A 25576-nucleotide genomic window follows, 5' to 3' on the forward strand; every position below is an offset into this window, starting at 1 on the left:
GTTGGGGACGGGATCCTGACTGTGGAGCTAAGGAGAATTGAACTCCTGACCTCCTGCATGCCATGCAGGCGCTCTACCAACTGAGCTATAGCCCCTCGTCTTGCCTGCCGCCCGGCTTCCGTTTCCGGTTTCCCTTGGCGACGTCCCAAACATTACACGGTCATGGCCCTGGTCCAAAAATCGGTTTCCGTCGACCGCAGGCCATGCCCGATTTGACCTATCTCGTCACGCTCTTGCGAACTGGTAGAACCGCTTGAGCGTGCAGTGCTCGTCGAGCAGCCGGCCGTAGATCGGCTCCCCCTCCAGCTCCCGGTACGTCTCGATCGGGTCGCCTTTTATGATCAGCGCCCGGGCGCATTCCTCGCACCAGTACTGGTAGTCGGGGTTGACCGGCTCCATGTCCCGCACGATCGGCGTGCCGTTGTTGCACCAGTCGCACCGGCGCCGGTGTGCACCCATCCGTCAGCGACTCCCTCCCGCATCGGGCCGTCGTCTCCCCCTCCGGCCGTCCGATTCTGCCATGCCGGTACGCGCCTGGTCAGCAATCGCAAAGGGGATAAAAGCCAGGATCCCGCCCCCTGTTGGGGACGGGATCCTGATTGTGGAGCTAAGGAGAATTGAACTCCTGACCTCCTGCATGCCATGCAGGCGCTCTACCAACTGAGCTATAGCCCCGCTCTCCGCCGCGCTCCCCCCGTCTCCGGTGTTCCGCGCTGCGAACAAGAAGAACTCTAGCCTGTGACCAGCCGGAAAGTGAAATCCGGGTGGAAGCCCCGTGGGGAGCGGCACGGAGCCGCTCAGTCGTCGTCGCCGAGCACCGGCTCCGGCAGCGTGCCGGCGTTGTGCTCCAGCAGACGCCAGCCGCGCGCGCCCTCGCCGAGGACGGACCAGCAGCAGTTGGAGAGCCCGCCCAGGCCCTCCCAGTAGTACGACTCCAGGCCCAGCAGGCGGCCGATGGTCGTACGGATGGTGCCGCCGTGGCTGACCACGACGAGCGTGCCGCTCGCCGGCAGCCGGCCGGCGTGCTCGAGCACCACCGGCGCGGCGCGGTCGGCGACCTCGGTCTCCAGCTCACCGCCGCCCCGGCGGACGGGCTCGCCGCGCTTCCACGCCGCGTACTGCTCGCCGTACTTCCCGAGGATCTCGTCGTGCGTCAGGCCCTGCCACTCGCCGGCGTACGTCTCGCGCAGCGCCGCGTCGTGGGTCACGGGCAGCCCCGTGATGGAGGCCAGCTCGGCCGCCGTGTCCGAGGCCCGCCGGAGGTCGGAGGCCACGATGGCGTCCGGCTTCAGCGAGGCGAGCAGCCGGGCCGAGCGGCGCGCCTGCGCCACTCCGGTCTCGGTCAGCTCGATGTCCGTGGATCCCTGGAAGCGGCGCTCCAGGTTCCACGAGGTCTGGCCGTGCCGCCAGAGGACGATCTTCCTGCCGGGCCTTCCCGTGCTGGTGGCGCTCAGAACAGATCACCGTCCAGCTCGTCGTCGCCGGCCGCCTCGCGCAGCTTGGCGTGCTCCTCGGCCTTGCCCAGGGTGAGCTTGGCGTCCTCGGGGAGCTCGATCTCGGGGCAGTCCTTCCACAGGCGCTCCAGCGCGTAGAAGACCCGCTCCTCGCTGTGCTGGACGTGGACGACGATGTCGATGTAGTCGAGCAGGATCCAGCGGGCGTCGCGGTCGCCCTCGCGGCGCACCGGCTTGGCGCCGAGCTCCTTGAGCAGGCGCTCCTCGATCTCGTCCACGATCGACTTGACCTGGCGGTCGTTGGGCGCCGAGGCGAGCAGGAAGGCGTCGGTGATCGACAGCACGTCGCTGACGTCGTACGCGATGATGTCGTGCGCGAGCCGGTCGGCCGCAGCCTGGGCGGCGGTGGTGATGAGCTCGATGGAGCGGTCCGTGGCGGTCACTGGCCATGCTTTCGGGTTGGCGGGCAGATCCTTACAAGGGTCTCATGTACCGCCGACACCGCCCGCGCGGAACGTCCCGCGCGGGCGGTGCACCCCTGTCAGGCCGGTGCCGGGGCCCCGGATCCCGGGTCAGGACGCCTTGTAGTCCTTGCCCAGGATCACCACGACGTCCGCGTTCACGGCGTTCTCGCCCTTCTTCACGGCCGTCTCGGGCAGCCCCAGCGTCTTGGCGACCTCGATCGCCCGGTCCTTGTGGGCGTCGTCCTGGTAGGTGATCTGCGAGGTGGCCGCGGTCTTGTCCGCCTTGCCGCCGTCCACGAAGTCGTAGCCGCCGTTCATCAGCGCCGCCTTCGCCGCGACCTGCGTCTTCTCGTCGCCGCTGGCGTCCTTGAGGCCGACGCGCGGGGCGGCGCCGGGCTGCGCGGCGGCGACGGAGCCGCCGAGCACCTCCTTGACGACCTTCTGGGTGGCCTCGTCCGTCAGGGCGCCGTCGGGCTTCACGGCGAGGACGTCCGTGCGGTACGCGCCCACCTTGGCGTGCGCGCCGAGCCGCGACAGCAGGGCGCCGAGGGTCTGCGCGTTCAGCGCCGGGTCGAGGATCTGGCCCATGCTGTCGACCGTGACCGCGGCCGCCTTCGGGTCGCTCGGGACCTTGCGCAGGACCGCGTACAGCACCTTGCCCATGCGTTCGAGCTGCTTGGCCTCCGGTTCGCCCTGGCCCCGGTACGTGGCGTACGCGACGGCCATCGGGCCGCTCAGGCTCTGCTTCTGCCCCTGGGCCACGGCCGGCGCCTTGACGGCGTCGTCGGCCGGGACGGCCGCGTCGGTGTCGACCTCGATGCCGCCGACCAGCTCGACCAGGTTCTCCAGGAAGGGCGTGTCCAGCCGCCAGGTGCCGCCGATGTGCGTGCCGAGCACGGAGTCGAGGGCCTCGCGGGTGCCCAGGCCGCCCGCTTCCACGGCCTTGCCGAGGCCCGTGGCGGTCCCGTCCGCGCCGGGGACGCCGAGGGCGTTGGGCAGCAGGACGGTGGCGCCCTGCCGGGTGGTGACGTTGTCGACGAGCAGCGCCGAGGAGGTGCCGCCCTTCTTGGTGTGGTGCACGTGGACGACGATCATGTCGCGTTTCTGCGGTCCGGCGGCGGCGGCCGCGGCGTTCTTCTCCTGCCCGGGACCGTCGAGGAAGGGCAGCTTGCCCGCGTACCAGAGGTAGCCGAGCCCGGCGACGACGAACACCGCGAGAACCACGATCAGCGCCACCACCCGGTTGCGGCCCCGGCGGCGGGCCTCCTCGCGGCGCTCCGTGCGGCTCTCGGTGAACTTGAGCCAGTCGATGACGTCCTCGGAGTCCTCGTCCGGCTGGTCGATGAAGGCGAACATCTCGGTGCGGTAGTCCCGCCCCGCCTGGGGCTCGGCGTCGGACCGGCGCGGTTCGGGGACCTGCGGCGCCCGCTGCGGCTCGGGCTCGGGCTCCGGCCGGGGCGGCGCCTGCGGCTCGGGGGCCGTCTGCTGCGGGATCCACTGCTGGGCCTGCCGGGTCTGCTGCGTGTCGTAGCCGTAGGCCGCGTTCTGCTGCGTGTAGTCCTGCGCGGGCTGGGCGTAGTACTGCTGCTGGGGCTGCTGGGCGTACCCCTGCTGCTGGGGCTGCGCCTGGTAGTCGTAGCCGTACTGCTGCTGCCCGTAGTCCTCCGCGGGCGGGCCCTGCCGCTCGGGCTGGGCGGGCTGCGCGGGCGCCTGGCCGTACACCGGCCGCCCGTACGCGTCGTAGCCGATGAGCTGCTGCTCGTGGGCTGCGTGCGGGTCGTATCGGCCGTAGTGGTCCTGTCGGTCGTTCACCGCGGGGCCCCTCTCTCCGGAAGCTCAGGCTCCCCGGTACAGCTCACGCTTGTCGATGTAGCGCACCACGCCGTCGGGCACCAAGTACCAGACGGGATCCCCCTCGGCGACCCGTGCGCGGCAGTCCGTGGAGGAAATGGCCAGCGCCGGCACCTCGACGAGGGAGACGCCGCCCTCGGGCAGTCCGTCGTCGGTGAGGACGTGGCCGGGCCGGGTGACCCCGATGAAATGGGCGAGCGAGAACAGCTCTTCGGCGTTGCGCCAGGTCAGGATCTGGGAGAGCGCGTCGGCACCCGTGATGAAGAACAGGTCGGCGTCGTCGTTCAGCGCCTTCAGGTCCCGCAGGGTGTCGATCGTGTACGTCGGCCCGCCGCGGTCGATGTCGATGCGGCTCACCGAGAACTGCGGGTTGGAGGCCGTGGCGATGACCGTCATCAGGTAGCGGTCCTCGGCGGGCGACACGGCGCGCTGCGACTTCTGCCACGGCTGGCCGGTCGGCACGAACACCACCTCGTCGAGGTGGAACAGCGCGGCCACCTCGCTGGCGGCCACCAGGTGTCCGTGGTGGATCGGGTCGAATGTGCCGCCCATCACCCCGAGCCGGCGCTTGACCGGGCCGGTAGGCGTCTCCTGCTCTCCCATGAGCGCAGAGCCTACTGGCCCGGCGGACCGGGCGGTCCAGGTCGGGGTGACCTAGTGCGGGGGCCGGCAGGGTGGCCGGTCCCGGCTCTAGCGGTCGCGGTTCAGGCGCGTGGTCACCCAGAGCATCAGCATCAGGATGACGAACGCTCCGCCGCCGGTCAGGTAGGGGTTGAGGCTGTCGTGGTTGCCGCCGTGCTGCCCGGCCCCCTCCGAGGCGAGGACGACCAGGTTGTGGGCGGTGGAGGAGAGGCTCATCAGGCAGGTACCTATCGAGTCGGGGAGCGGGCGGAGACTTCGCTCACATCGTATGCGGGGGCCTGGGGCACGCTCGCGCCGACTCAGGCGTTGGAGAGGATAGACGCAGGGCCACGCAGGCCGATCCAGGGGAGGGCGCAATGACGGAGACAGGGTTCGAGAAGGTGCCGGCGCGGGACCGCAAGAGGTTCCCCGGCATTTCCTCGCGGGCGTACGAGCACCCGGCGGACCGCTCGGCGCTGGTCGCGCTGCGCAAGCTGAGCGGCTTCGACACGGTGTTCAAGGCGCTGAGCGGGCTGCTTCCGGAGCGCAGCCTGCGGCTGCTGTTCCTGTCGGACTCGGTGCGGGTGGGCGAGACCCAGTTCCCGCACCTGTACGAGATGCTGCGGGACGCCTGTTACATCCTGGACCTGGAGAAGGTCCCGCAGATGTACGTGCAGCAGGACCCGAAGCCGAATGCCATGTGCATCGGGCTGGACGAGCCGATCATCGTGGTGACGACGAGCCTGGTCGAGCTGCTCGACGAGGAGGAGATGCGGGCGGTGGTGGGCCACGAGGTGGGCCACGCGCTGTCGGGGCACTCCGTGTACCGCACGATCCTGCTGTTCCTGACGAACCTGGCGCTGAAGGTGGCGTGGATCCCGCTGGGCAATGTCGCGATCATGGCGATCGTGACCGCGCTGCGGGAGTGGTTCCGCAAGTCGGAGCTCTCGGCGGACCGGGCCGGGCTCCTGGTGGGGCAGGACGTCCAGGCCTCGATGCGGGGCCTGATGAAGATCGCGGGCGGCAACCACCTCCACGAGATGAACGTGGACGCCTTCCTGGCCCAGGCCGAGGAGTACGAGTCGAGCGGCGACCTGCGCGACTCCGTCCTGAAGATCATGAACATGCTGCCGCGGACGCACCCGTTCACCACGGTGCGGGCGGCCGAGCTGAAGAAGTGGTCGGAGAGCCGCGACTTCCAGCGGATCATGGACGGCCACTACCCACGGCGGGACGAGGACAAGGACACCTCGGTGACGGACTCCTTCCGGCAGTCCGCCGCGCACTACGCCGACTCGGTGCGCACCAGCAGGGATCCGCTGTTCAAGCTGGTCGGAGACATCGCGGGCGGCGCGGCCGACATGGGCGGCAAGCTCCGCGACAAGTTCACGGGCACGGTCACGGGCACGGGCGGCAACGGCACCGGCGCCGGGTCCGCGGGCGGCTCGGAGGGCAAGGGCGGGGCTACGGGGCAGGGCTGACCGGGGTCGTCTGCGGGGCCGTCGGCCGGGCCTCGGGCTGGGTCGTGGACGGGGCGAGCACGCCGCACAGCCCTGCCGTGCGCCGCGGCCGGCCGCTGGCGTACGGGTCGCTCGCGGCCGGACCGACGGTGACCGGGCCGGTTCCGGCCGGCAGGGGACGGAATCCGTCGGCCGGGTCGCTGGAGCAGGCGTGCGGCCCGGCCATCACGTAGGCCGAGACCAGCTCCGCCCGGCGGGCTCCCAGGTCTTCCCGGTCGAAGCGCAGCCGCAGCTCGCGGCGGACGGTGAACAGCGAGGCTCCGTCGACCGCGGCCGGGCCGGCGGTGGCCGGGCGTACGGCGTACACGAAGGTGTGGTCGGTGGTCACCTCCAGCAGGTCGGGGGTGACCTCCTCGAAGGCGAGGGTGCCCCGCACCCGTACCCGGGAGTCCGCGACGACGGCGGTGCCCGGGTCGAAGCGGACCAGCCAGCCGGTGGCGGAGTGCCGGCCGTCACCGGTGGGCGAGGCCATGCTGCGGTCGAACTGCGCCAGCTGGTCGGGGTCGAGCAGGACCCGCACCGGCCGGGAGGCGGCTCCGGCCAGGACGTCGGGGTCCAGCGAGGACTGCACGAGGTAGTCCTTGGCGGTGGACAGCGCGGTGACGACCTGGGCGTCGGTGAAGTGGAGCGTGCGGCGCACGGCGGGCAGGGTGATTCCGGCCGCCCCGATGCGGTAGTCGGCGGCGGGGCTGTTCGCGTACAGGTCGGCGGGCTTCCCGCCGGGCACGGTCGCGGCGGGGGCGAGCGGGACCACGGTGCTGCTGAGCGGCTCGGCGGGGCCGCCGGGCGGCGGGACGTAGGGGTTGCGCAGCCCCATGTAGACGGCGCAGGCGAAGGCCGTGGCGATGAGCAGCACGAGCACCATGCCCTGGCGGGCGGCCCGGCCGGGGGCGCTGGTCCGGGGGCCGGAGCCGCCGGTGGACCAGATGGAGCGGCTGCGGACGGCCCGGGCGTGTTCGCCCATGCGTTCCTGTGCGGAGAACTCCTGGAGCCGGGCAGCGCGGACGAAGTCCTCGTCGAACACCACCGAGCGGAGTTCGTCCGACCGGAACTCGTCGTCACCTCCGCCGATGCCCTCGGGGGTGCCGTTGGGTGGATCTCCTGGTACGGCCATCGCTTCTCCCGCTGTCCCCGCTTCAGAGAAGCCCCCAGCTCCTGCGTTTGCGAGTGGGGTCGTACCTTCAGGGTTGGCGGTCGGAGGGGTACGTAAACGCGCCGACGCCGGTGACTTCCCTCAGGGGGGTGCTGGCGGGCGCCGGGGCGGGGTCCGCCTCGCCCGAGGCACTGCGGTAGACGGCGCTGAAGGCGAGCGCGACCATGCCGAGGCCCATCACGAAGGCCAGCACCCAGGCGACGGGACGCAGCCAGGGCGAGCGGCCGCGGTAGGGCCGCAGACTGCCGCCGTAGGCCCCGTACGGGGCGTCGGCGCCGTAGCCGCGGTCGTGGTCCCAGCCGTGGTCGTCGAGGCCGTACCCGTCGGGGTGGCCGTATCCGTAGTCGTCGTCGCCCGGCCAGCCGCCGGCGACGGCGCGGGCGGCTTCGGCCTCGGCGCGCGCCCGGTCGGCCGCCCGCTGGCGCTCCGCGGCGCTCGGTTCATGGATCTCGGCGCTCCGGACGAAGGCCTCGTCGAACACCACGGAGGCGAAGTCCTTGTCCGCGCCTCCGCGGTCGTCGTCGGGCTCCCCGTCGTCCGGGAACTTGCCCCCCACGTCGTCCGGCACGGAACCAGCCTAGACCTGGGGGGCTGCTTTGCGCAGGGTGTGCGCCGAAATCCGGCCACACGGTGTTCCGCCGTCGATTACCTGACGTGACCGTCGCCGGTGACGATGTACTTGGTGGAGGTGAGCTCGGGAAGGCCCATGGGGCCCCGGGCGTGCAGCTTCTGCGTGGAGATTCCGATCTCGGCGCCGAAGCCGAACTGGCCGCCGTCCGTGAACCGGGTGGAGGCGTTCACGGCAACCGTGGTCGAGTCGACCAGCTGGGTGAAGCGGCGCGCGGCGGCCTGCGAGGTGGTGACGATCGCCTCGGTGTGCCCGGAGGTCCAGCGGCGGATGTGGTCGACGGCGTCGTCGAGGGAGTCCACGACGGCGGCGGCGATGTCGTAGGACAGGTACTCGGCGGCCCAGTCCTCGTCCGTGGCGGGCAGCGCGGTGGCCTTGGTGTCCTCGGCGGCGGCGAGGACCCGCGCGTCTCCGTGGACGGTGACGCCCGCGTCGGCGAGGGCGTCGAGGGCGCGCGGCAGGAAGGCGTCGGCGATGTCGCGGTGGACGAGGAGGGTCTCGGCGGAGTTGCAGACGGAGGGCCTGCTGGCCTTGGAGTTGACGAGGATCTCCACGGCCATGCCGAGGTCGGCCTGCGCGTCGACGTAGACGTGGCAGTTGCCGGTACCGGTCTCGATGACCGGGACGGTGGATTCCTCGACGACGGTCTTGATGAGGGAGGCGCCGCCGCGCGGGATGAGCACGTCGACGAGGCCGCGGGCGCGCATGAGCTCGCGGACGGAGTCGCGGGACTCGCCGGGTACGAGCTGCACCGAGTCGGCGGGCAGTCCGGCGGCGGTGACGGCGTCGCGCAGGATGCCGACGAGCGCGGTGTTGGAGGCGTACGCGGAGGAGCTGCCGCGGAGCAGGACGGCGTTGCCGGACTTGAGGCAGAGGGCGGCGGCGTCCACGGTGACGTTGGGGCGGGCCTCGTAGATGATGCCGACGACGCCGAGGGGTACGCGGATCTGCCGGAGGTCGATGCCGTTGGGGAGGGTGCTGCCGCGGACGACCTCTCCGACGGGGTCGGGGAGGGCGGCGACGTCCCGGACGTCCGAGGCGATGGCCGCGATCCGCTCCGGGGTCAGGGTGAGGCGGTCGATGACGGTTTCGCTGGTGCCGGCGGCCCGTGCCTTGTCGGTGTCGACGGCGTTGGCCGTGATGATCTCGGCCGTACGGGCCTCCAGCGCGTCCGCGATCGCCAGCAGGGCCGCGTCCTTGGCGGACCGCGGGAGCGGGGCGATGGCGGCGGCCGCGGTGCGGGACCGCTGCGCGGTGGCCAGGACGGGCGAGGTGGCGGTGGCGGTGGCGGCATCAAGCGAGGTCATGCCGCCAGGGTAGTCCCCGGCCGCGCCGGGGTCGGCGGGGTTTCACCTCGCGAGACGTCCCGTGCGGTTGCCGCTGCGAGGAGCCTCGCGCCGCCCCGCCCTTGCACCGTTCCCACGGCTCTGCCGGACCCGGTCCTCAACGCCGGACGGGCTGAAAGCATCGGGGCTCCGCCCCGGACCCCGCGCCTCAAACGCCGGCGAGGCTGGATTGCAGCCGTGCGGGCGGTGGGTCAATAAGGGTGCACGCCGACCGGGTGGGCCGGGGGCGGGCCGTAGCCTTCCGCCACGCGCTGGTGGTAGGTGGCGCGGTCGATGACCTCCAGGCCGACGATCTCCCAGGGCGGGAGCTGCGCCGACGAGCGGTGTTCGCCCCACAGGCGCAGGGCGACGGCCGCCGCGTCGTGGAGGTCGCGGGCCTCCTCCCAGTACCGGATCTCGGCATGGTCGTCGGCGTAGCGGCTGGTCAGCAGGAAGGGGTGGTCGTGGGCCAGTTGTTCCAGTCCGCGCCGGACGTCCGGCAGCGGGGCCGGCTTGCCGGAGACGCTCAGGGTCACGTGCCAGAGGCGCGAGTCGTGGTTCTGCTCGTCCCCGCCACCGCCACCGCCGTCCCCCGGACCGACACTGGTCAGCGCTCGTCTCACCAGCCGCCTCCTGTCTCCGCCACGCGTGTCCGCCCGCCCTTCACAGTTGACCAGCCCACGGCTCGCCGCGCGGCGGTTTTGCCGAACCTCAGCCCTGGAGCAGGACCAGATCGTCCCGGTGGACGACCTCCCGTTCGTACGCGGGTCCGAGTTCCCGCGCGAGCTCTCGGGTGGAGCGGCCGAGGAGCTGCGGGAGCTCCTTGGCGTCGAAGTTGACCAGGCCCCGGGCCACGGCGCGGCCGTCTGCGGAGCGCAGTTCCACCGGGTCCCCGGCGACGAAGTCGCCTTCGACCGCCGCGATCCCGGCGGGCAGCAGGGAGCTGCCGCGCTCGGTGACCGCGCGCACCGCGCCGTCGTCGAGGACCAGGTGTCCCTGGGGCGTGGACGCGTGCTGGAGCCAGAGCAGCCGGTCCGCCGAGCGGCGGCCGGTGGCGTGGAAGTGCGTGCCGGTGGCGCGCCCGGCCAGCGCGTCGGCGGCCTGGCTCGCGGAGGTCAGGACCACCGGGATCCCGGCGGCGGCCGCGATCCGGGCCGCCTCCACCTTGGTGACCATGCCGCCGGTGCCCACGCCCGCCTTGCCCGCGCTGCCGATGGAGACGTGCGCGATGTCCTCGGGGCCGCGGACCTCGTCGATGCGGGTGGTGCCGGGCAGCGACGGGTCGCCGTCGTAGAGGCCGTCCACGTCGGAGAGCAGCACCAGCAGATCGGCCCGGACCAGGTGGGCGACCAGGGCCGCGAGACGGTCGTTGTCGCCGAAGCGGATCTCGTCCGTGGCGACGGTGTCGTTCTCGTTGACGACGGGCAGCGCGCCCATGGCCAGCAGCTGGTCCAGGGTCCGGTAGGCGTTGCGGTAGTGCGCCCGCCGGCTGGTGTCGTCGGTGGTGAGCAGTACCTGGCCGACGCGGACGCCGTACCGGGCGAAGGAGGCGGTGTACCGGGCGACGAGCAGTCCCTGCCCGACGCTGGCGGCGGCCTGCTGCCGGGCCAGGTCCTTGGGGCGGCGGCGCAGGCCGAGCGGGGAGAGTCCGGCGGCGATGGCTCCGCTGGAGACGAGGACGATCTCCTTCTCCCCGCCGCTGCGGGCCTTGGCCAGGACGTCGACCAGCGCGTCCACCCGGTCGGCGTCGAGTCCGCCGGCCGCCGTGGTCAGGGAGGAGGAGCCGACCTTGACCACGATCCTGCGGGCGTCCACGACACCTTGCCTAGCCGCTGACACGTCTGTCCCCTTGCCCCTTGCCGGAATGCCTGCCTGGTCAAATCTACGGGGTGGCGCGGGGCGGTCGCGCGGCGGTTTCAGCCCCTGGACGACCCGGCCTCCGCCGGCTCCGGCTGCGCGTCCCGGGCGGCGCCGGGGACGAGGATCCGGCGCGAGATCAGGAAGGTGAACGGGATGGCCACGACCGCCGCGACCAGCGGGGCGATCCGGGTGTCCATGCCGGCCCAGGCCACCAGGGCGTAGAGGCCGGCCGACTGGACCACGTAGTTCGTGACGTTCGTCAGCGGGAAGAGGAAGAACTTCTTCCACGTCGGCCGGGTCCGGTAGGTGAAGTAGGTGTTCATGAAGAACGAGCCGACCATCGCCAGCACGAAGGCGAGCGAGTACGCGGCGAAGTACGGCATCCACGGGTGCAGCAGCAGGTAGATGCCGAAGAAGGTGCCGGTGTTGACCCCGCCCACGAGGGCGAAGCGGAGGATCTGGCCGAGCTGGTCCTTGCGGCTGCTGCTGCTCATCGGGCGCTGCGCTCCACGATCGAGGCCGTCCTCGTACGGGCCGCGCCGTCCGTGCGCTGCCCGCCGTGCGCTTCCTTCACCAGGAAGTGCGGCCGGCGCTTGGTCTCGTAGTAGATGCGGCCGATGTACTCGCCGATCAGGCCCAGCATGATCATCTGTACGCCGCCCAGGCCGGTGATGATCGCGACCAGGGTGACGTACCCCGGGGACTCGACGCCGTTGGTGATCGCCATGACGGTGATCCACAGGGCGTACAGGCACGTCAGGGCGACCAGCGACACGCCGAGCCAGATCCCGATCCGCAGCGGCCGGTTGTTGAAGGAGATCAGGCCGTCCATGCCGTAGTTCAGCAGGGACCCGAACTTCCACTTCGTCTCGCCGGCCTCGCGCTGCGCGTTGCGGTAGTCGAAGTGGACGGTGTCGAAGCCGATCCAGGAGAACAGGCCCTTGGAGAAGCGGTTGTACTCCGGCAGCGACAGCAACGCGTCCACGGCCGGGCGCGACAGCATCCGGAAGTCGCCGACCCCGTCGGTGAGTTCGACGTCGACCCAGCGGTTCACGCCCCGGTAGTACAGGCGGCTGAGCGCGGAGCGGAACTTCTTGTCGCCCTCGCGCGTACGGCGGGCGATGATCTGGTCGTGGCCCTGCCGGTAGTAGTCGAGCATGGTCGCGATGAGCTCCGGCGGGTGCTGGAGGTCCGCGTCCATGATGACCACGGCGTCGCCGGTGGCCTCCCGCAGACCGGCGAGCATGCCGGCCTCCTTGCCGAAGTTGCGGCTGAAGGAGACGTACCGGGTCCGCTCGCCGTGCTCGGCCGCGATCTTCCGGAGCTTGCCGAGGGTGCCGTCGCGGCTTCCGTCGTCGACGTAACAGACCTCGTACTCGACGGGCAGGGCGTCCAGGACCCTGCGGATCTCGACGTCGAAGCTGTCGACGACGGCCTCTTCGTTGTAGCAAGGGACAACTACGGACAGCTTCGTCATGAATACTTCCTGCTGGGTCCGAACGGGTGATTGTCGGCGACCGGACCCGCCCCTCACCTCTTCCTTAGAAGTATGCACGCCGGGAGTCGGCCTGCCGGAGAGGAGTGCGGCGCACGGTAGCGTGGACGAGATAAGCGGAATGAGCTGAACGAAACGAAACGAAACGAAGGGATCGAGGTGCACGTGCCCGACGTCTCCGTGGTCGTCATCGTCTACAACGACGCAGAGCGTCTGCCGACAGCAGTCCAGTCGGTTTTGGACCAGACCCTGCACGGGGTCGAAGTCGTGATCGTCGACGACTGCAGCAAGGACCGGTCCTACGCCGTCGCCCAGGAACTGGAATCTGCGCATCCGGGGAGAGTGCGCGCTTTCCGGCTGCCGGAGAACAGCGGCGGCTGCGGCGCGCCCCGCAACCACGGCATCCAGCAGGCCACCGGCACCTACGTGATGTTCCTGGACAGCGACGACGTCCTCGAGCGCAACGCCTGCCGGAACATGCTGGACGCCGCCGAGCGCACCGGCTCCGACCTGGTCTCGGGCATGTGCGTCCGGGTGCACGTGGACAACCGGTGGGAGAAGACCACCGAGTGGTACCCCTGGATCTACTCGCGCACCCGCACGCTGGAGTCCATCACCGAGTTCCCCGACCTGCTGGTCTACGACACCCTCTCCACGAACAAGTGCTACCGGCGGGCGTTCCTGCTGGAGCAGGGCCTGGAGTTCCCGGTCGGGATCCACTACGAGGACCTGCTGTTCTCCGCGCAGGCGTACGTCGCCGCCCGCCGCATCACGCTGATCCCGAACCGCGTCTACTTCTGGAACGTGGTCGAGAAGGCCGCGTCGAAGTCGATCAGCAACCGGCGCCACGAGATCGCGAACTTCGTCCACCGGATGGAGATCCACCGCCGTGTCGACGAGCTGCTGGCCGCCAAGGGCCACACGGACATCAAGTCCGCGAAGGACGCCAAGTTCCTCAAGCACGACCTGGTCCTGCACCTGCGCGACCTGCCGCTGCTGAGCGACGCGTACCGCCAGGAGTTCGCCCGGCTCGCCAACGGCTACCTCGCCGGGATCGACCCGGCGGCGTACGAGAACGTCACGTACCTGCAGGCCATCTGCGCCTACCTGCTGGGCAAGGAGGACTGGGACAACCTGCTCCCGGCCGCCGACGCCATGACCAACAAGGGCCGGCTCACCTCCCCGCTCGCCGAGCGCGACGGGCGCGTCTACTGGTGTGCCGAGCACCTCGACGGGCCCGACGGCACCGAGGCCCGCCGGATACTGGACGTCACCGAGCAGGGCTTCCACACCACCCCGCTCCCCTCCCTCACGCTGGGGAACCGTCTCACCTCCTACGAGGACGACGGGCGCGGCACCGTCACGCTGTCCGGCACCGTCGTGAATCCGCTCGGCCGGATCCCGGCCGACGCGGAGCTGAAGGCCTCGCTCGAGTTCCGGGCCCGCCGCCAGATCGGCGTGCGGTCGTTCAGCTTCCCGGTGGCAACCGTGCGCCACGCCGGTGACACGATCGAGTGGACCGGCACGGCCGACATCGGCAGCACCGTCCGCCCGCTCGGCATCATCGACGCCGTCTGGGACGTCCGGCTGAAGCTGACCACCGGGAACGAAAAGATCACCACCCGGGTCTCGGTCGGCGGCGTCGACCTGGAGTCGGCGGCCCGGCTGCGCGTGCGGCCCCGGCTGACCCGGCTGGTCTCCGACCGCTTCGAGCCGGAGGTCACCAAGAAGGGCAACCTCTCCTACGTCCTGGCCGCCGAGAGCGCCGCCGCGGTCCGCACCCAGAACCTGATCAACAACGCCATACAGGGCAAGACGGCCAACGTGGTCAAGCGGGGCCTGCGCAAGGCCCTGCGGGTGCGCCGGAGCATGGGCTCCGGCGAGCAGAAGGTGAAGGTCTACCACGAGGTCTTCTCGAAGCTGCCCGTCAAGAAGGGCACGGTCGTCTTCGAGAGCCACATGGGCAAGCAGTACAGCGACAGCCCGAAGGCGATCTACGAGGAACTGGTGCGCCAGGGCGCCCCGTTCGAAGCGATCTGGTCGTACGCGGGCGCCCGGCCCACCGGCTTCCCCAAGGAGGCCACCCTGGTGCGCCGCTGGAGCTGGCCCTACCTGCGGGCGCTGGCCCAGGCCGAGTTCTGGGTCGACAACCAGGGCTTCCCGCTGGCCCTGGCCAAGCGCCCCGGCACGACGTACATCCAGACCTGGCACGGTTCCGCGCTCAAGCGGATGGGCTTCCACGAGCCCCGCACCAAGGCGCAGGGCCGCGCGGGCCAGGCCCGGTTCCAGGCGGCGATCGACCGCTTCGACCACTTCCTGATCCGATCCGAGCACGACGCCCGCACCCTGGCCAAGGGCTTCAGGCTGCGCGACGAGGTGCTGCTGCGCACGGGCTACCCGCGCAACGACGCCCTCGTGGAGGCGCACCGCGAAGAGACGCAGAGCGGTGAGCGGGTCCGCGGTCCGCTGGCGGCCGAGTTGGGCATCGACCCGGAGAAGAAGGTGCTGCTCTACGCGCCGACCTTCCGGGCGGCCGCGGACGGCTCGGTGGAGGGCTTCACGTTCCCCTTCGACGTGGAGGAGTTCGCCGACCGGCTCGGCGACCGCTTCACGCTGCTGGTGCGCACCCACTACCTCAACAGCGTCTCGCTGCCGCCGTCCGTCGCGGGCCGGGTGGTCGACGTGTCCCGGCACCACGACATCACCCCGCTGCTGGCCCTCGCCGACGGGCTGATCACGGACTACTCGTCCGTGATGTTCGACTACGCGGTCCTGGACCGGCCGATGCTGTTCTTCGCGTACGACTACGACGCGTACGCCAACGACATCCGCGGCACGTACTTCGACCTGAAGGAGAAGGCCCCGGGCCCGGTGGTGGCGACGGCGGACGAACTCCTGCAGGCCCTCTCCGCCTTCGAGGAGGCGGACGCCAAGTACGCGGAGGCGCGCCAGCGCTTCCTCACCGAGTTCGGCGAGTACGACCGCGGGGACGCGGCCCGCCAGATCGTCGAGAAGTTCTTCACCAGGAGCGGCAAGTGAGCCAGCAGACCGCCACCCCGGGCGGCCGTGACATCTTCCTCGTCTCCAACAACGTCGACGAGCTCGGCGGCGTGACCACCTGGTCGCACCAGATGGCCCGGCTGTTCACCGAGCGCGGGCACAGGGTGCACATCGTCGGCATCGCCCCGGTCGCCGAGGAGATCCGGCAGAAGCTGCCCGCGGACCTCCCGTACGCGATGACCACCCTGTACGGGGCCCACCCGCCGGCGGCGCGCCGGCTGCACGGGATCAAGGGCCGGCTGAACGCGCCCGAGCGGCGCCGCCAGGCCGCCCGGCGGGCGGGCATGCGGGCCAAGGCGGAGCAGCTGAGCGAGCTGTTCCGCGCCGCCCGCCCCGGCGCCGTCGTGATCGTCACCCAGGTCTGGGCGATGGAGTGGGTGGCGCTCGCCGACACCAAGGGGCTCAGCGTCATCGGCATGAGCCACGAGTCCTTCGAGGCCAGCCAGAAGTCCACCCGCGGTGAGCGGGTCCGCCGCCACTATCCCGAGGTCGACCGGCTGCTGGTGCTGACGGCCGAGGACGCGGACCTGTGGATCCGGGCGGGCATGGAGAACGTCGGCAGCATGCCGAACCCGCTGCCCTTCATGCCGCAGTCCCCCGCCCCGCGCACGGAGAAGGTCGTCGCCAGCGTCGGCCGCCTCGCCTTCGAGAAGGGCGTCGACCTGCTGCTGGACGCCTGGGCCGAGGCCGCCCCGCACCACCCCGACTGGGTCCTGCGGATCTACGGGGCCGGCCTGGAGGAGGCGGCCCTGCGGGCGCACTGCACCGCGCTGGGGCTGGACGACTCGGTGGAGTGGAGGGGGAGCACGGACGACGTGCTGGGCGCGCTGCGCGGCGCCTCGGTGTTCGCGCAGGCCTCGCGGGCCGAGGGCTTCCCCATCACCCTGCTGGAGGCGATGGCGGCGGGCCTGCCGGTGGCCGCCTTCGACTGCGCGCCGGGCGTACGGGAGATCGTCACGCACGGCGAGGACGGACTGCTGGCCCGGCTGGGCAACACGATGGAGCTGGCCGGGCACCTGGACGCGCTGATGTCCGACCGCGAGCTGCGCGACCGGCTCGGGGACACGGCCTTCCAGTCGGTGAAGCGGTACTCCAGCGCCGAGATCACCGACCGCTGGGAAGCCCTGTTCGCCTTCCTGGAGCGCTGACCCCGCGCACGAGCCGCCCGTACGGGAGCCGCCCGTCCCGGACGCGTCCGGGACGGGCGGCTCCTGCGCGAGGTCCGGTCGGATCAGGCCTGGTGGACGTCCTTGCGGGCGTCCCGGCGGGCGGCCTTGTTGGCCTCCCAGCCCGCCCAGGCGGAGGTGACCATCTCGCGGACGTCGTGCCGGGCCTTCCAGCCCAGCTCGCCGGTGATCTTGTCGGCCGAGGCCACGACCTTCGCCGGGTCGCCGGGACGGCGCGGGCTGATCACCGGGGCGTAGTCGTGCCCGGTGTTCTTGTTCAGGAGCTCGACCATCTCGGCGACGGAGACGCCCTCGCCGCGGCCGATGTTGACGGTGAGGTCCTTGTAGTCCCCGGCCGCGGCCCACTCGGCGAGCTTGCGGGCGGCCGCCACGTGGGCCTCCGCCAGGTCCTCGACGTGGATGTAGTCGCGGATGCAGGTGCCGTCCGGGGTCGGGTAGTCGTCACCGAAGATCTTGGCGCCCTGGCCGGCGTCGTAGCGCTCGAAGACCATCGGGACCAGGTTGAAGACGCCGGTGTCGGCGAGCTCGGGGGTGGCGGCGCCCGCCACGTTGAAGTAGCGCAGGCAGGCGGTGGAGATGCCGTGCGCCTTGCCCGCCGCCCGGACCAGCCACTCGCCGGCCAGCTTGGTCTCGCCGTACGGGCTCAGCGGCGCGCACGGGGTGTCCTCGGTGACCAGGTCGACGTCGGGCATGCCGTACACGGAGGCGGAGGAGGAGAAGAGGAAGTTGCGGACGCCCGCGGCCGCCACGGCCTGGAGCAGGACCGTCAGGCCCTGCACGTTCTCGTGGTAGTAGTACAGCGGCTTCTCGACGGACTCGCCGACCTGCTTCTTGCCCGCGAGGTGCACCACACCGGTGATCTTGTGCTCGGCGATGGTCTCGTCGAGGACCAGCCGGTCCAGGACCGAGCCGACCACCAGCGGTACGCCCTCCGGGACGCGGTTCTCGTTGCCCGTGGAGAGGTCGTCGAGGACGACCACCTTCTCCCCGGCGAGCAGCATCGCCCGGACGACGTGCGCGCCGATGTATCCGGCGCCCCCGGTGATCAGAAACGTCATGTGTATCTCCCTGGTCCTGTCCGAGTATGAAAGCAGAAGCGGTCTTCAGCCCGCCCCGTGGCCTGCCCGGGCCCGGTGGAGGCGGTTGCGTACGAGGTAGAGCGCGCCCTCGGCGCCGGGCGCGAGGCGCAGCGCGAGCGCGCCGGCCCCCGTGCGGTAGGGCTGCGCCAGCAGGACACCGTACCGGCTGCTGGGCAGGGCCCGGCGGCGGAGCAGCCGGCCCCGGGGGCGCAGGGAGGTGAACAAGGAGGTCCCGTCGTCGCACTGCACGCCCACCCCCACGTTCCACGCCTGCATCCGGCGCAGACCCTGGCGGCGGCCCGTGGCGGCCACGTCGGCGAGGCGGAACGGCAGCTGCGCGACCCAGCCGCCCGCCGGGTCGGGACGCAGCTCCACGGGCTGGGCGAGCACCGGCTCGCCGCCCGCGCGGGGCAGGAAGCGCAGCTGCACGGTACGCGGGCCGGCCGCGGCGAGGCGCCCGTACAGGTCGTGCAGGCGGATCCGGACGGCTCCCCGCCCGGCCGGCTCGGCGTCGATGGTGACGGGCAGCCGCTCCGTCGGCAGCCCGGCCAGGCCGTCCAGCTCGACCGGGAGCTCCTCGCTCCACACCGGCGTCCCGTCGGCGGCGGCCGCGTACGGGGGCAGCAGGCGCGGCGGCTCTGCGGCCAGCCGGGTGAGGCGGTCGATGTCGGCGGGCGGGGTCTCGGTGGCGCCGAGCACCCGTACGATCCAGCGGGCGTGGGGGGCGGCGGCCTCGATGTCGGCTTCGTCGAAGGTGCCGAGGTACGCGCGGGTCAGGGTCCACCAGGCGGCCTGGTATGCGGGGTCCTGGCCGAGTTCGCGCAGGTACATGGGCAGGTCGTACTCGAGGAACTTCACCTGGCAGGCGCTGCCGAGCACCGGCGAGGCCGCCGCGAGGGTGCGGGAGGCCGTGCGGTGGGCCTCGATGCGGGATTGCCAGTTCGAGACGTCCTTGCGGTCCAGGGAGATCGACACCTGGGCGGCGGAGCGGCGCACGTGCCAGACGTAGACGAGGTCGCCGATCACGGCGATGCGCGGGGCGGCGGCCAGCACCCGGGAGGTGAAGACGAAGTCCTCGTAGACGAACCGGCCGTCGGGGAAGCGCAGTCCGTGCTCCTCCAGGAAGGCGCGCTCGTACAGCTTGTTGACGCACAGGGTGTCCCGGACCAGCTCGGGACGGTCCACGGGCCGCTCGATGACGTCGCCGGGGGTGTAGAGGCCCGGCATCCACGGCACGTCGTGGTGGAGCGGCAGCTCGCGCCGTACGGCGGCGCCGACCGTGACCGGGGCGCGGTGCCGGGCGGCGGCGCGCACCAGCGCTTCCGCCGCGCCCGCCGGCAGGACGTCATCGCTGTCGAGGAACAGGACGTACGGGGCGGTGGCGACGGCGATCCCGTCGTTGCGGGGGGTGCCGCACCCCCCGCTGTTCTCCGTACGGTGAACGACCTTCAGGCGGGGGTGCGCGGCAGCCAGCTCGTCCAGCACCCGCGCGGTGCCGTCGGACGAGGCGTCGTTCACGGCGATGACCTCGGCGACCACCGGGCCCTGGGCGAGGGCCGAAGAGACGGCCTCGCCCACGAGCCCGGCGTCGTTGTACGCGATCACCACGACGGAAACGGTGGGGAGGTTGGTGCTGTTCACCTGGAGGATCCTAGGCGACCGACGGGTAAAGACGCCTTCAAAGCCGCCCGGGAGACGCCCGGGTGACCCCGGGAGAAGGGGGCTAGAAGGGCCGGAACTCGTCGTACTCCTGCTGCGCCGAGTCCCCGCGCCTGGCTTCCTTCTCCTTGCGGCGGGTGGTGGCCGGGCGCGGGGCTTCCAGGCGGTGGTCCTCGCCGCGGCGGCCCAGCATCTCGGCGCCGGCCATCATGGTCGGCTCCCAGTCGAAGACGACCGCGTTCTCGTCGGAGCCGATGGCCACGCCGTCGCCGGCGCGGGCGCCGGCCTTCTTCAGCGCGTCCTCGACGCCGAGGCGGTTGAGGCGGTCGGCGAGGTAGCCCACGGCCTCGTCGTTGTTGAAGTCGGTCTGGCGGACCCAGCGCTCCGGCTTCTCGCCGCGCACGGTGTAGACGTCCTCGGCCTCGTCGTAGGTGACGGTGAAGCCGGCGTCGTCCACGGCCTTCGGGCGGATGACGATGCGGGTCGCCTCCTGCTTCGGCTTGCGGGCGCGCGCCTTGGCGATGACCTCGGCGAGGAAGTAGGAGAGCTCCTTCAGACCCGTACGGGCGACCGCGGAGACCTCGAAGACCTTGTAGCCGCGCGCCTCCAGGTCGGGGCGGACCATGTCGGCGAGCTCCTGGCCGTCGGGGATGTCGACCTTGTTGAGGACGACGAGGCGCGGACGCTTCTCCAGGCCGCCGCCGTAGAGCCGCAGCTCCTCCTCGATGACGTCGAGGTCGGCGATCGGGTCGCGGTCGGACTCCAGCGTGGCCGTGTCCAGCACGTGCACGAGCACCGAGCAGCGCTCGACGTGGCGCAGGAACTCCAGGCCGAGACCCCTGCCCTGGCTGGCGCCCGGGATCAGGCCGGGGACGTCGGCGATCGTGTAGACGGTCGAGCCGGCGGTGACGACGCCCAGGTTCGGGACGAGGGTGGTGAAGGGGTAGTCCGCGATCTTCGGCTTGGCGGAGGAGAGCACCGAGATCAGCGAGGACTTGCCGGCGCTCGGGAAGCCGACCAGCGCCACGTCGGCGACGGTCTTGAGCTCCAGGACGATGTCACCGGTGGTGCCGGGGACGCCGAGGAGCGCGAAGCCGGGCGCCTTGCGGCGGGCGGAGGACAGCGCGGCGTTGCCGAGGCCGCCGCGGCCGCCCTCGGCGGCGACGTAGGTGGTGCCCTGGCCGACGAGGTCGGCGAGGACGTTGCCCTCCTTGTCGAGGACGACGGTGCCGTCCGGGACCGGCAGGACCAGGTCCTGGCCGTCCTTGCCGGAGCGGTTGCCGCCCTCGCCGGGCTTGCCGTTGGTGGCCTTGCGGTGGGGGCTGTGGTGGTAGTCCAGCAGGGTGGTGATCGCCTGCTCGACGACCAGGATCACATCGCCGCCGCGGCCGCCGTTGCCGCCGTCGGGGCCGCCGAGCGGCTTGAACTTCTCCCGGTGAACGGAGGCGCAGCCGTGGCCCCCGTTACCCGCGGCGACATGCAGCTCGACGCGGTCCACGAAGGTGGTCATGGTGTTCCTCCAGATACATACGGGAATGTCCCGGGCAGGCCTTGCTGCCCATTAAACGTGCCTGTGCGCGTCTATGTGACAACGCACCGAGGGCGGACCTCTCTTCCCGGCTCGCGCCGGAAAGAGCTGAGATCCGCCCTCGGGAAGTTACGTACGCGTGATCAGCCGGAGCTGGATCAGGCGGCCGGAACGATGTTGACGACCTTGCGGCCGCGGTGCGTGCCGAACTGGACCGAGCCGGCCTGCAGCGCGAACAGCGTGTCGTCGCCGCCACGGCCGACGCCCGCGCCCGGGTGGAAGTGCGTGCCGCGCTGGCGGACGAGGATCTCACCAGCGGAAACGACCTGACCGCCGAAGCGCTTCACGCCGAGCCGCTGGGCATTGGAGTCGCGCCCGTTCCGGGTGGACGATGCGCCCTTCTTGTGTGCCATGTCTCAGTCCCTCTTACTTCGCAGCCGCGGGGATACCGGTGACCTTGATCGCCGTGTACTGCTGGCGGTGACCCTGGCGACGGCGGTAGCCGGTCTTGTTCTTGTAGCGCAGGATGTCGATCTTGGCGCCCTTGTGGTGGTCCACGACCTCGGCCGTGACCTTGATGCCGGCCAGGACCCACGGGTCGCTGGTCACGGCTTCGCCGTCGACAACGAGCAGGGTCGAGAGCTCGACCGTGTCGCCAACCTTGGCAGTGGAAATCTTGTCAACCTCAACGATGTCGCCGACAGCAACCTTGTGCTGGCGACCACCGCTGCGCACGATGGCGTACACGCGGATCTCTCTCTCACTCGGGACGGATGCTCCTGAAGCCAGCCGCTCAGGCGGACCCTCTTCATGACGGGAACCCACACTGATCCGGATTGGACGAGCGGCCTCTCCGGGCGGGGCCCGGAGGAAGGTGCTCAGGAGCGCGGCGCGCAGAACGGTAATCGTTCAAGACACGCCGACGGTCTAGGTTACGGGGCCGGTTCCGGAGGGTCAAACCGGGCCCCGCGCGGCCGTGGGCCCCGCCTCGCGGCGGGGCCCACGGTCAGGGCGCGGGTCAGGCTTCGGTCGGAGCCGAGACGGAGGGCGGCGTCTGCTGCTCGGCCGCCGCGGTCTTCTTCGTCGCGCGCTTCGTCGCGGTCTTCTTGGTCGTGGCCGCCTTCTTGGCCACGGTCTTCTTGGCCGCCGTCGCCTTCTTGGCGGTGGTGGCCTTCTTCGCCGCGGCCGCCTTCTTGGCCGGAGCCTTGCGGGCGGCCTTCTTGGCGGGAGCGGCCTCGGCCGGCTCCTCGACCGTCTCCTCGGCCGCAGCCTCGGCCACCGGAGCCTCGGCCACCGGGGCCTCGACGACGGGGGACTCGACGACCACCACGGCGGCCTCGGCCGCGCCTGCCGGGGAACCGGCGGGGGCGGTGGCCTTGCGGGTGGCACGCCGGCGCGGACGGGCCGGCGCGGCCTCGGCCGCGGGGGCCTCGGCGACGGGCTCCGGCTCGGCCGCCACGACGACCGGCTCGGCCTGGGCCTCGGGCTCGGGCTCCACGACCGGCTCGGGCTCGGCCACGACGACCGGCTCCGGGGCCACCTCGGCCGCGGGGGCCGGGGCACCCGCCGGGGCGGTGGCCTTGCGGGTCGCCCGGCGACGGGTACGGCCCTTCGGCGCGGCCTCCTCGACCGGGGCGGCCTCGACCGTCTCCGCGGCCTCCACGGCCTCGGCGACGACCTCGGCCGCCGGCTCCAGGACCGTGTCGGCCGGCTCGGTGACCGGCTCGGCCTCGACGACGGGCGTCGCCGGGACCTCGGCCGGGGCCGGAGCCTGGGCGGCCGCACCGCGCGGGGCGCCCGCCGGGGCGGTCGCCTTGCGGGTCGCACGGCGACGGTTGCGGCGCCCGCTCAGACCCGCGGCGGCCTCCGCCTCGGCCGGGCTGCCGTACAGCTCCTCGTCCGCGACGAACTCCGGCTCGGGAAGGGCACGCGGCGCGGCGACCTCGGCGGCCAGTTCCTCCACGGTCTCGAACTCCGCCTCGACCGTCTCGACCTCGTGGTCGTGCTGGTCGAACTCGGCCTTGCCGCCGCGGCGCTTCGCGCGCTTGCCGTTGCCGCCGCCGATCGCGGTCGGCGTCTCCATGTGCACGATGACGCCGCGCCCGTTGCAGTGGACGCAGGTCTCGGAGAAGGACTCCAGCAGACCCTGGCCCACCCGCTTGCGGGTCATCTGGACCAGGCCCAGCGAGGTGACCTCCGCCACCTGGTGCTTGGTGCGGTCGCGGCCCAGGCACTCCAGCATGCGCCGCAGGACCAGGTCGCGGTTGGACTCCAGGACCATGTCGATGAAGTCGATGACGACGATGCCGCCCAGGTCGCGCAGCCGCAGCTGGCGCACGATCTCCTCGGCCGCCTCCAGGTTGTTCCTGGTGACGGTCTCCTCGAGGTTGCCGCCCTGACCGGTGAACTTGCCGGTGTTGACGTCGATGACGATCATCGCCTCGGTCTTGTCGATCACAAGCGAACCGCCCGAGGGCAGCCACACCTTGCGGTCGAGCGCCTTGGCGAGCTGCTCGTCGATCCGGTACGTCGCGAAGACGTCGACCTCGGAGGTCCAGCGGGACAGCCGGTCGGCCAGGTCCGGGGCCACGTGGTTCACGTAGCCGTGGATGGTCTCCCAGGCGCTGTCACCGCTGACGATGACCTTCGAGAAGTCCTCGTTGAAGATGTCGCGCACGACGCGGACGGTCATGTCCGGCTCGCCGTACAGCAGGCTCGGCGAAGAGGTCGAGATCTGCTTCGACTTCTTCTGGATGTCCTCCCACTGGGCCTGCAGACGCTCGACGTCGCGGCGCAGCTCGTCCTCGCTCGCACCCTCGGCGGCGGTGCGCACGATGACGCCCGCGTCCTCGGGGACGATCTTCTTGAGGATGGTCTTCAGACGCGCGCGCTCGGTGTCGGGCAGCTTGCGGCTGATGCCGGTCATCGAGCCCTCGGGCACGTAGACCAGGTAGCGGCCGGGCAGCGAGACCTGGCTGGTCAGGCGGGCGCCCTTGTGGCCGATCGGGTCCTTGGTGACCTGCACGAGCACGGACTGGCCGGACTTGAGGGCGGACTCGATGCGGCGCGGCCCGTTGGCCATGCCGAGCGCCTCGAAGTTGACCTCGCCGGCGTACAGGACCGCGTTGCGGCCCTTGCCGATGTCGATGAAGGCGGCCTCCATGGACGGCAGCACGTTCTGGACCTTGCCCAGGTAGACGTTGCCGACGTACGAGGTGGCCTCTTCCTTGTTGACGTAGTGCTCGACGAGCACGTTGTCCTCGAGGACGCCGATCTGGGTGCGGTCGCCGTTCTGGCGGACGACCATCACGCGCTCGACGGCCTCGCGGCGGGCCAGGAACTCGGCCTCGGTGATGATCGGGACGCGGCGGCGGCCCTGCTCGCGGCCCTCGCGGCGGCGCTGCTTCTTCGCCTCCAGGCGGGTCGAGCCCTTGATGGACTGGACCTCGTCGGACGGCTCGGCCTCCTTGCGGGCCGGGCGGGGCTCGCGGACCTTGACGACGGTGCGCACACCCTCCTCGGCCGCTTCCTCGGCGGCGGCGTCGGCGGGCTCACCGCTGCGGCGGCGGCGACGGCGGCGACGGCGGCTGGAGCTCGAGCCGAGTGCGGCCTCTTCGGCTTCCTCGTCCTCTTCCTCCTCCGCCTCCTGCTCGGTGGCCCCTGCCTCGGCCCGCTCCTCGGCCTCGGCGGACTCGTCGAGGTCGGCGGCCTCGCCACGGCGGCGGCGGCGGCCACCGCGACGGCGGCGGCGCGACGGGCGCTCGCCCGACTCCTCGCCCTCGTCGAACTCGGCGGCCTCTTCCTCCAGCTCCGCCTCGGGCTCTTCCTCCGCGAGCACCTCGGGGAGGGAGACCGGTGCGGTCGCCGGCTCGGCGGCGGGCGCGGCCTCGGCGACGCCGCGGCCACGGCGGCGGCGACGGCCGGCCGGCTGCGGGGCGGGGGCGGTCTCGGTCTCGACGGCCTCGGCTTCGAGCTCCTCCTCCTCGGGCTCCTCCACCGGGGCGGCGGCGCGAGCGGCGGCCGCGGCCATGGCCGCGGTCTCCGGGGTCTGGAACATCGGCTCGGCGAAGACCGGGGCCTGGAAGGTGGGCACGGCGGGACGCGCGGCGCGGCGGCCGCGGGCCGGGGCGGCGGGCTCCTCGGGCTCGGCGGCGGGCTGCGGCGCGGCGGCCGGAGCGGCGGAGCGGGTGGCACGGCGGCGGCCGCCGCGCTTCGGGGAGTCCACGGCGTCGGCGACGGTCACGGCGCGGGCGGCCTTGGCGGGGGCCTCCTCCACCTCGGCGGGAGCCTCCTCCGCCGCAGGGGCGGCCGCGGCGGCCGGGGCGGCGACGGCGCGGGTCGCACGGCGGCGGGCACGCGGGGCGGGAGCAGCGGGCTCCTCCTCGGCGGCCTCGGCCACGGCCGGAGCGGCCGGAGCCTCCACGACCGGAGCCTCGGCGGCCGGCGCCTCCACGACCTCCGCGACCTCGGCGGCCGGAGCGGCCGGGGCGGTGACGGCGCGGGTCGCACGGCGGCGGGCACGCGGGGCCGGAGCGGCCGGAGCCTCCTCCTCCACCACGGCCGCGACCTCGGCGGCCGGAGCCTCCGGAGCGGTCACGGCGCGGGTCGCACGGCGGCGGGCACGCGGGGCCGGAGCGGCCGGAGCCTCCTCCTCCACCACGGCCGCGACCTCGGCGGCCGGAGCCTCCGGGG

Annotated in this window: 22 protein-coding genes and 2 tRNA genes; 3 read left to right on the forward strand and 21 right to left on the reverse strand. The window is 72.0% G+C overall.

Annotated features, from left to right (window positions below; genetic code table 11):
- Window positions 1-22: 22 nt before the first annotated feature.
- The 8 genes from ACZ6I1_RS22785 to ACZ6I1_RS22820 form a co-directional block, all read right to left on the reverse strand.
- Window positions 23-95, reverse strand: a tRNA-Ala gene (locus tag ACZ6I1_RS22785).
- Window positions 96-225: 130 nt separating this feature from the next.
- The gene (locus tag ACZ6I1_RS22790; protein ID WP_007264019.1) at window positions 226-459 is read right to left on the reverse strand and encodes a hypothetical protein; all 234 of its coding nucleotides are present in this window, start codon (window positions 457-459) and stop codon (window positions 226-228) included.
- A gap of 143 nt (window positions 460-602) precedes the next feature.
- Window positions 603-675, reverse strand: a tRNA-Ala gene (locus ACZ6I1_RS22795).
- Window positions 676-797: 122 nt separating this feature from the next.
- Complete coding sequence (locus ACZ6I1_RS22800) at window positions 798-1454, reverse strand: histidine phosphatase family protein (RefSeq protein WP_469290083.1); 657 nt, start codon at window positions 1452-1454, stop codon at window positions 798-800.
- Window positions 1451-1897, reverse strand: a complete 447-nt coding sequence (gene rsfS, locus ACZ6I1_RS22805) for a ribosome silencing factor (protein WP_469289913.1) — start codon at window positions 1895-1897, stop codon at window positions 1451-1453. The genes ACZ6I1_RS22800 and rsfS overlap by 4 nt, the downstream gene beginning before the upstream one ends.
- 129 nt (window positions 1898-2026) lie before the next feature.
- Window positions 2027-3730 (reverse strand): LCP family protein, encoded by a 1704-nt coding sequence (locus tag ACZ6I1_RS22810; RefSeq protein WP_469289915.1) that lies wholly within the window; start codon window positions 3728-3730, stop codon window positions 2027-2029.
- Window positions 3731-3754: 24 nt separating this feature from the next.
- Window positions 3755-4372: a nicotinate-nucleotide adenylyltransferase gene (nadD, locus tag ACZ6I1_RS22815; protein WP_446587083.1), complete on the reverse strand. Its 618-nt coding sequence runs from the start codon at window positions 4370-4372 to the stop codon at window positions 3755-3757.
- A gap of 87 nt (window positions 4373-4459) precedes the next feature.
- Complete coding sequence (locus ACZ6I1_RS22820; protein ID WP_446587082.1) at window positions 4460-4627, reverse strand: hypothetical protein; 168 nt, start codon at window positions 4625-4627, stop codon at window positions 4460-4462.
- A 140-nt stretch (window positions 4628-4767) separates the two neighbouring features.
- On the opposite strand from ACZ6I1_RS22820, the gene ACZ6I1_RS22825 reads away from it, so the two are divergent.
- Window positions 4768-5871 carry a M48 family metallopeptidase gene (locus ACZ6I1_RS22825; RefSeq protein ID WP_469289918.1) on the forward strand — a complete coding sequence of 368 codons (1104 nt, stop codon included), beginning with the start codon at window positions 4768-4770 and terminating at the stop codon, window positions 5869-5871.
- Here ACZ6I1_RS22825 and ACZ6I1_RS22830 read toward each other — a convergent pair.
- The 7 genes from ACZ6I1_RS22830 to ACZ6I1_RS22860 all read right to left on the reverse strand — a co-directional run bounded on the left by ACZ6I1_RS22830 (window position 5855) and on the right by ACZ6I1_RS22860 (window position 12353).
- Window positions 5855-7024 carry an SCO2583 family membrane protein gene (locus tag ACZ6I1_RS22830; protein ID WP_469289921.1) on the reverse strand — a complete coding sequence of 390 codons (1170 nt, stop codon included), beginning with the start codon at window positions 7022-7024 and terminating at the stop codon, window positions 5855-5857. The two genes, ACZ6I1_RS22825 and ACZ6I1_RS22830, sit on opposite strands and share 17 nt — an antisense overlap.
- Before the next feature lie 67 nt (window positions 7025-7091).
- Window positions 7092-7631: an SCO2584 family spore wall biosynthesis protein gene (locus ACZ6I1_RS22835; RefSeq protein ID WP_469289923.1), complete on the reverse strand. Its 540-nt coding sequence runs from the start codon at window positions 7629-7631 to the stop codon at window positions 7092-7094.
- A 77-nt stretch (window positions 7632-7708) separates the two neighbouring features.
- A complete protein-coding gene (locus ACZ6I1_RS22840) occupies window positions 7709-8998 on the reverse strand; it encodes a glutamate-5-semialdehyde dehydrogenase (protein WP_469289925.1) in 1290 nt (429 codons plus the stop codon).
- Between the two features lie 230 nt (window positions 8999-9228).
- Window positions 9229-9693 (reverse strand): hypothetical protein, encoded by a 465-nt coding sequence (locus tag ACZ6I1_RS22845; protein ID WP_469290085.1) that lies wholly within the window; start codon window positions 9691-9693, stop codon window positions 9229-9231.
- Window positions 9694-9727: 34 nt separating this feature from the next.
- On the reverse strand, window positions 9728-10855 hold the full coding sequence (gene proB, locus ACZ6I1_RS22850; RefSeq protein ID WP_468347786.1) for a glutamate 5-kinase: 1128 nt from the start codon (window positions 10853-10855) through the stop codon (window positions 9728-9730).
- A 77-nt stretch (window positions 10856-10932) separates the two neighbouring features.
- Complete coding sequence (locus ACZ6I1_RS22855; protein ID WP_469289927.1) at window positions 10933-11370, reverse strand: GtrA family protein; 438 nt, start codon at window positions 11368-11370, stop codon at window positions 10933-10935.
- Window positions 11367-12353, reverse strand: a complete 987-nt coding sequence (locus tag ACZ6I1_RS22860; RefSeq protein WP_469289929.1) for a glycosyltransferase family 2 protein — start codon at window positions 12351-12353, stop codon at window positions 11367-11369. Before ACZ6I1_RS22860 ends, ACZ6I1_RS22855 begins: the two co-directional genes overlap by 4 nt.
- A gap of 177 nt (window positions 12354-12530) precedes the next feature.
- On the opposite strand from ACZ6I1_RS22860, the gene ACZ6I1_RS22865 reads away from it, so the two are divergent.
- On the forward strand, window positions 12531-15410 hold the full coding sequence (locus tag ACZ6I1_RS22865; RefSeq protein WP_469289931.1) for a bifunctional glycosyltransferase/CDP-glycerol:glycerophosphate glycerophosphotransferase: 2880 nt from the start codon (window positions 12531-12533) through the stop codon (window positions 15408-15410).
- Window positions 15407-16579, forward strand: a complete 1173-nt coding sequence (locus ACZ6I1_RS22870; protein ID WP_469289933.1) for a glycosyltransferase — start codon at window positions 15407-15409, stop codon at window positions 16577-16579. Before ACZ6I1_RS22865 ends, ACZ6I1_RS22870 begins: the two co-directional genes overlap by 4 nt.
- A gap of 83 nt (window positions 16580-16662) precedes the next feature.
- On the opposite strand, the gene galE is transcribed toward ACZ6I1_RS22870, so the two are convergent.
- The 6 genes from galE to ACZ6I1_RS22900 form a co-directional block, all read right to left on the reverse strand.
- Window positions 16663-17676: a UDP-glucose 4-epimerase GalE gene (galE, locus tag ACZ6I1_RS22875; protein ID WP_469289935.1), complete on the reverse strand. Its 1014-nt coding sequence runs from the start codon at window positions 17674-17676 to the stop codon at window positions 16663-16665.
- A 45-nt stretch (window positions 17677-17721) separates the two neighbouring features.
- The gene (locus ACZ6I1_RS22880) at window positions 17722-19338 is read right to left on the reverse strand and encodes a glycosyltransferase family 2 protein (protein ID WP_469289937.1); all 1617 of its coding nucleotides are present in this window, start codon (window positions 19336-19338) and stop codon (window positions 17722-17724) included.
- A gap of 82 nt (window positions 19339-19420) precedes the next feature.
- The gene (gene obgE, locus ACZ6I1_RS22885; RefSeq protein ID WP_469289939.1) at window positions 19421-20866 is read right to left on the reverse strand and encodes a GTPase ObgE; all 1446 of its coding nucleotides are present in this window, start codon (window positions 20864-20866) and stop codon (window positions 19421-19423) included.
- 176 nt (window positions 20867-21042) lie between these two features.
- The gene (gene rpmA, locus ACZ6I1_RS22890; RefSeq protein WP_226732937.1) at window positions 21043-21297 is read right to left on the reverse strand and encodes a 50S ribosomal protein L27; all 255 of its coding nucleotides are present in this window, start codon (window positions 21295-21297) and stop codon (window positions 21043-21045) included.
- 13 nt (window positions 21298-21310) lie between these two features.
- The gene (gene rplU, locus ACZ6I1_RS22895; protein ID WP_030013082.1) at window positions 21311-21631 is read right to left on the reverse strand and encodes a 50S ribosomal protein L21; all 321 of its coding nucleotides are present in this window, start codon (window positions 21629-21631) and stop codon (window positions 21311-21313) included.
- 271 nt (window positions 21632-21902) lie between these two features.
- The coding region (locus ACZ6I1_RS22900; RefSeq protein ID WP_469289941.1) for an Rne/Rng family ribonuclease at window positions 21903-25576 on the reverse strand (3674 nt) is incomplete at its 5' end.

This window comes from Streptomyces sp. NPDC046303 (assembly GCF_055588085.1).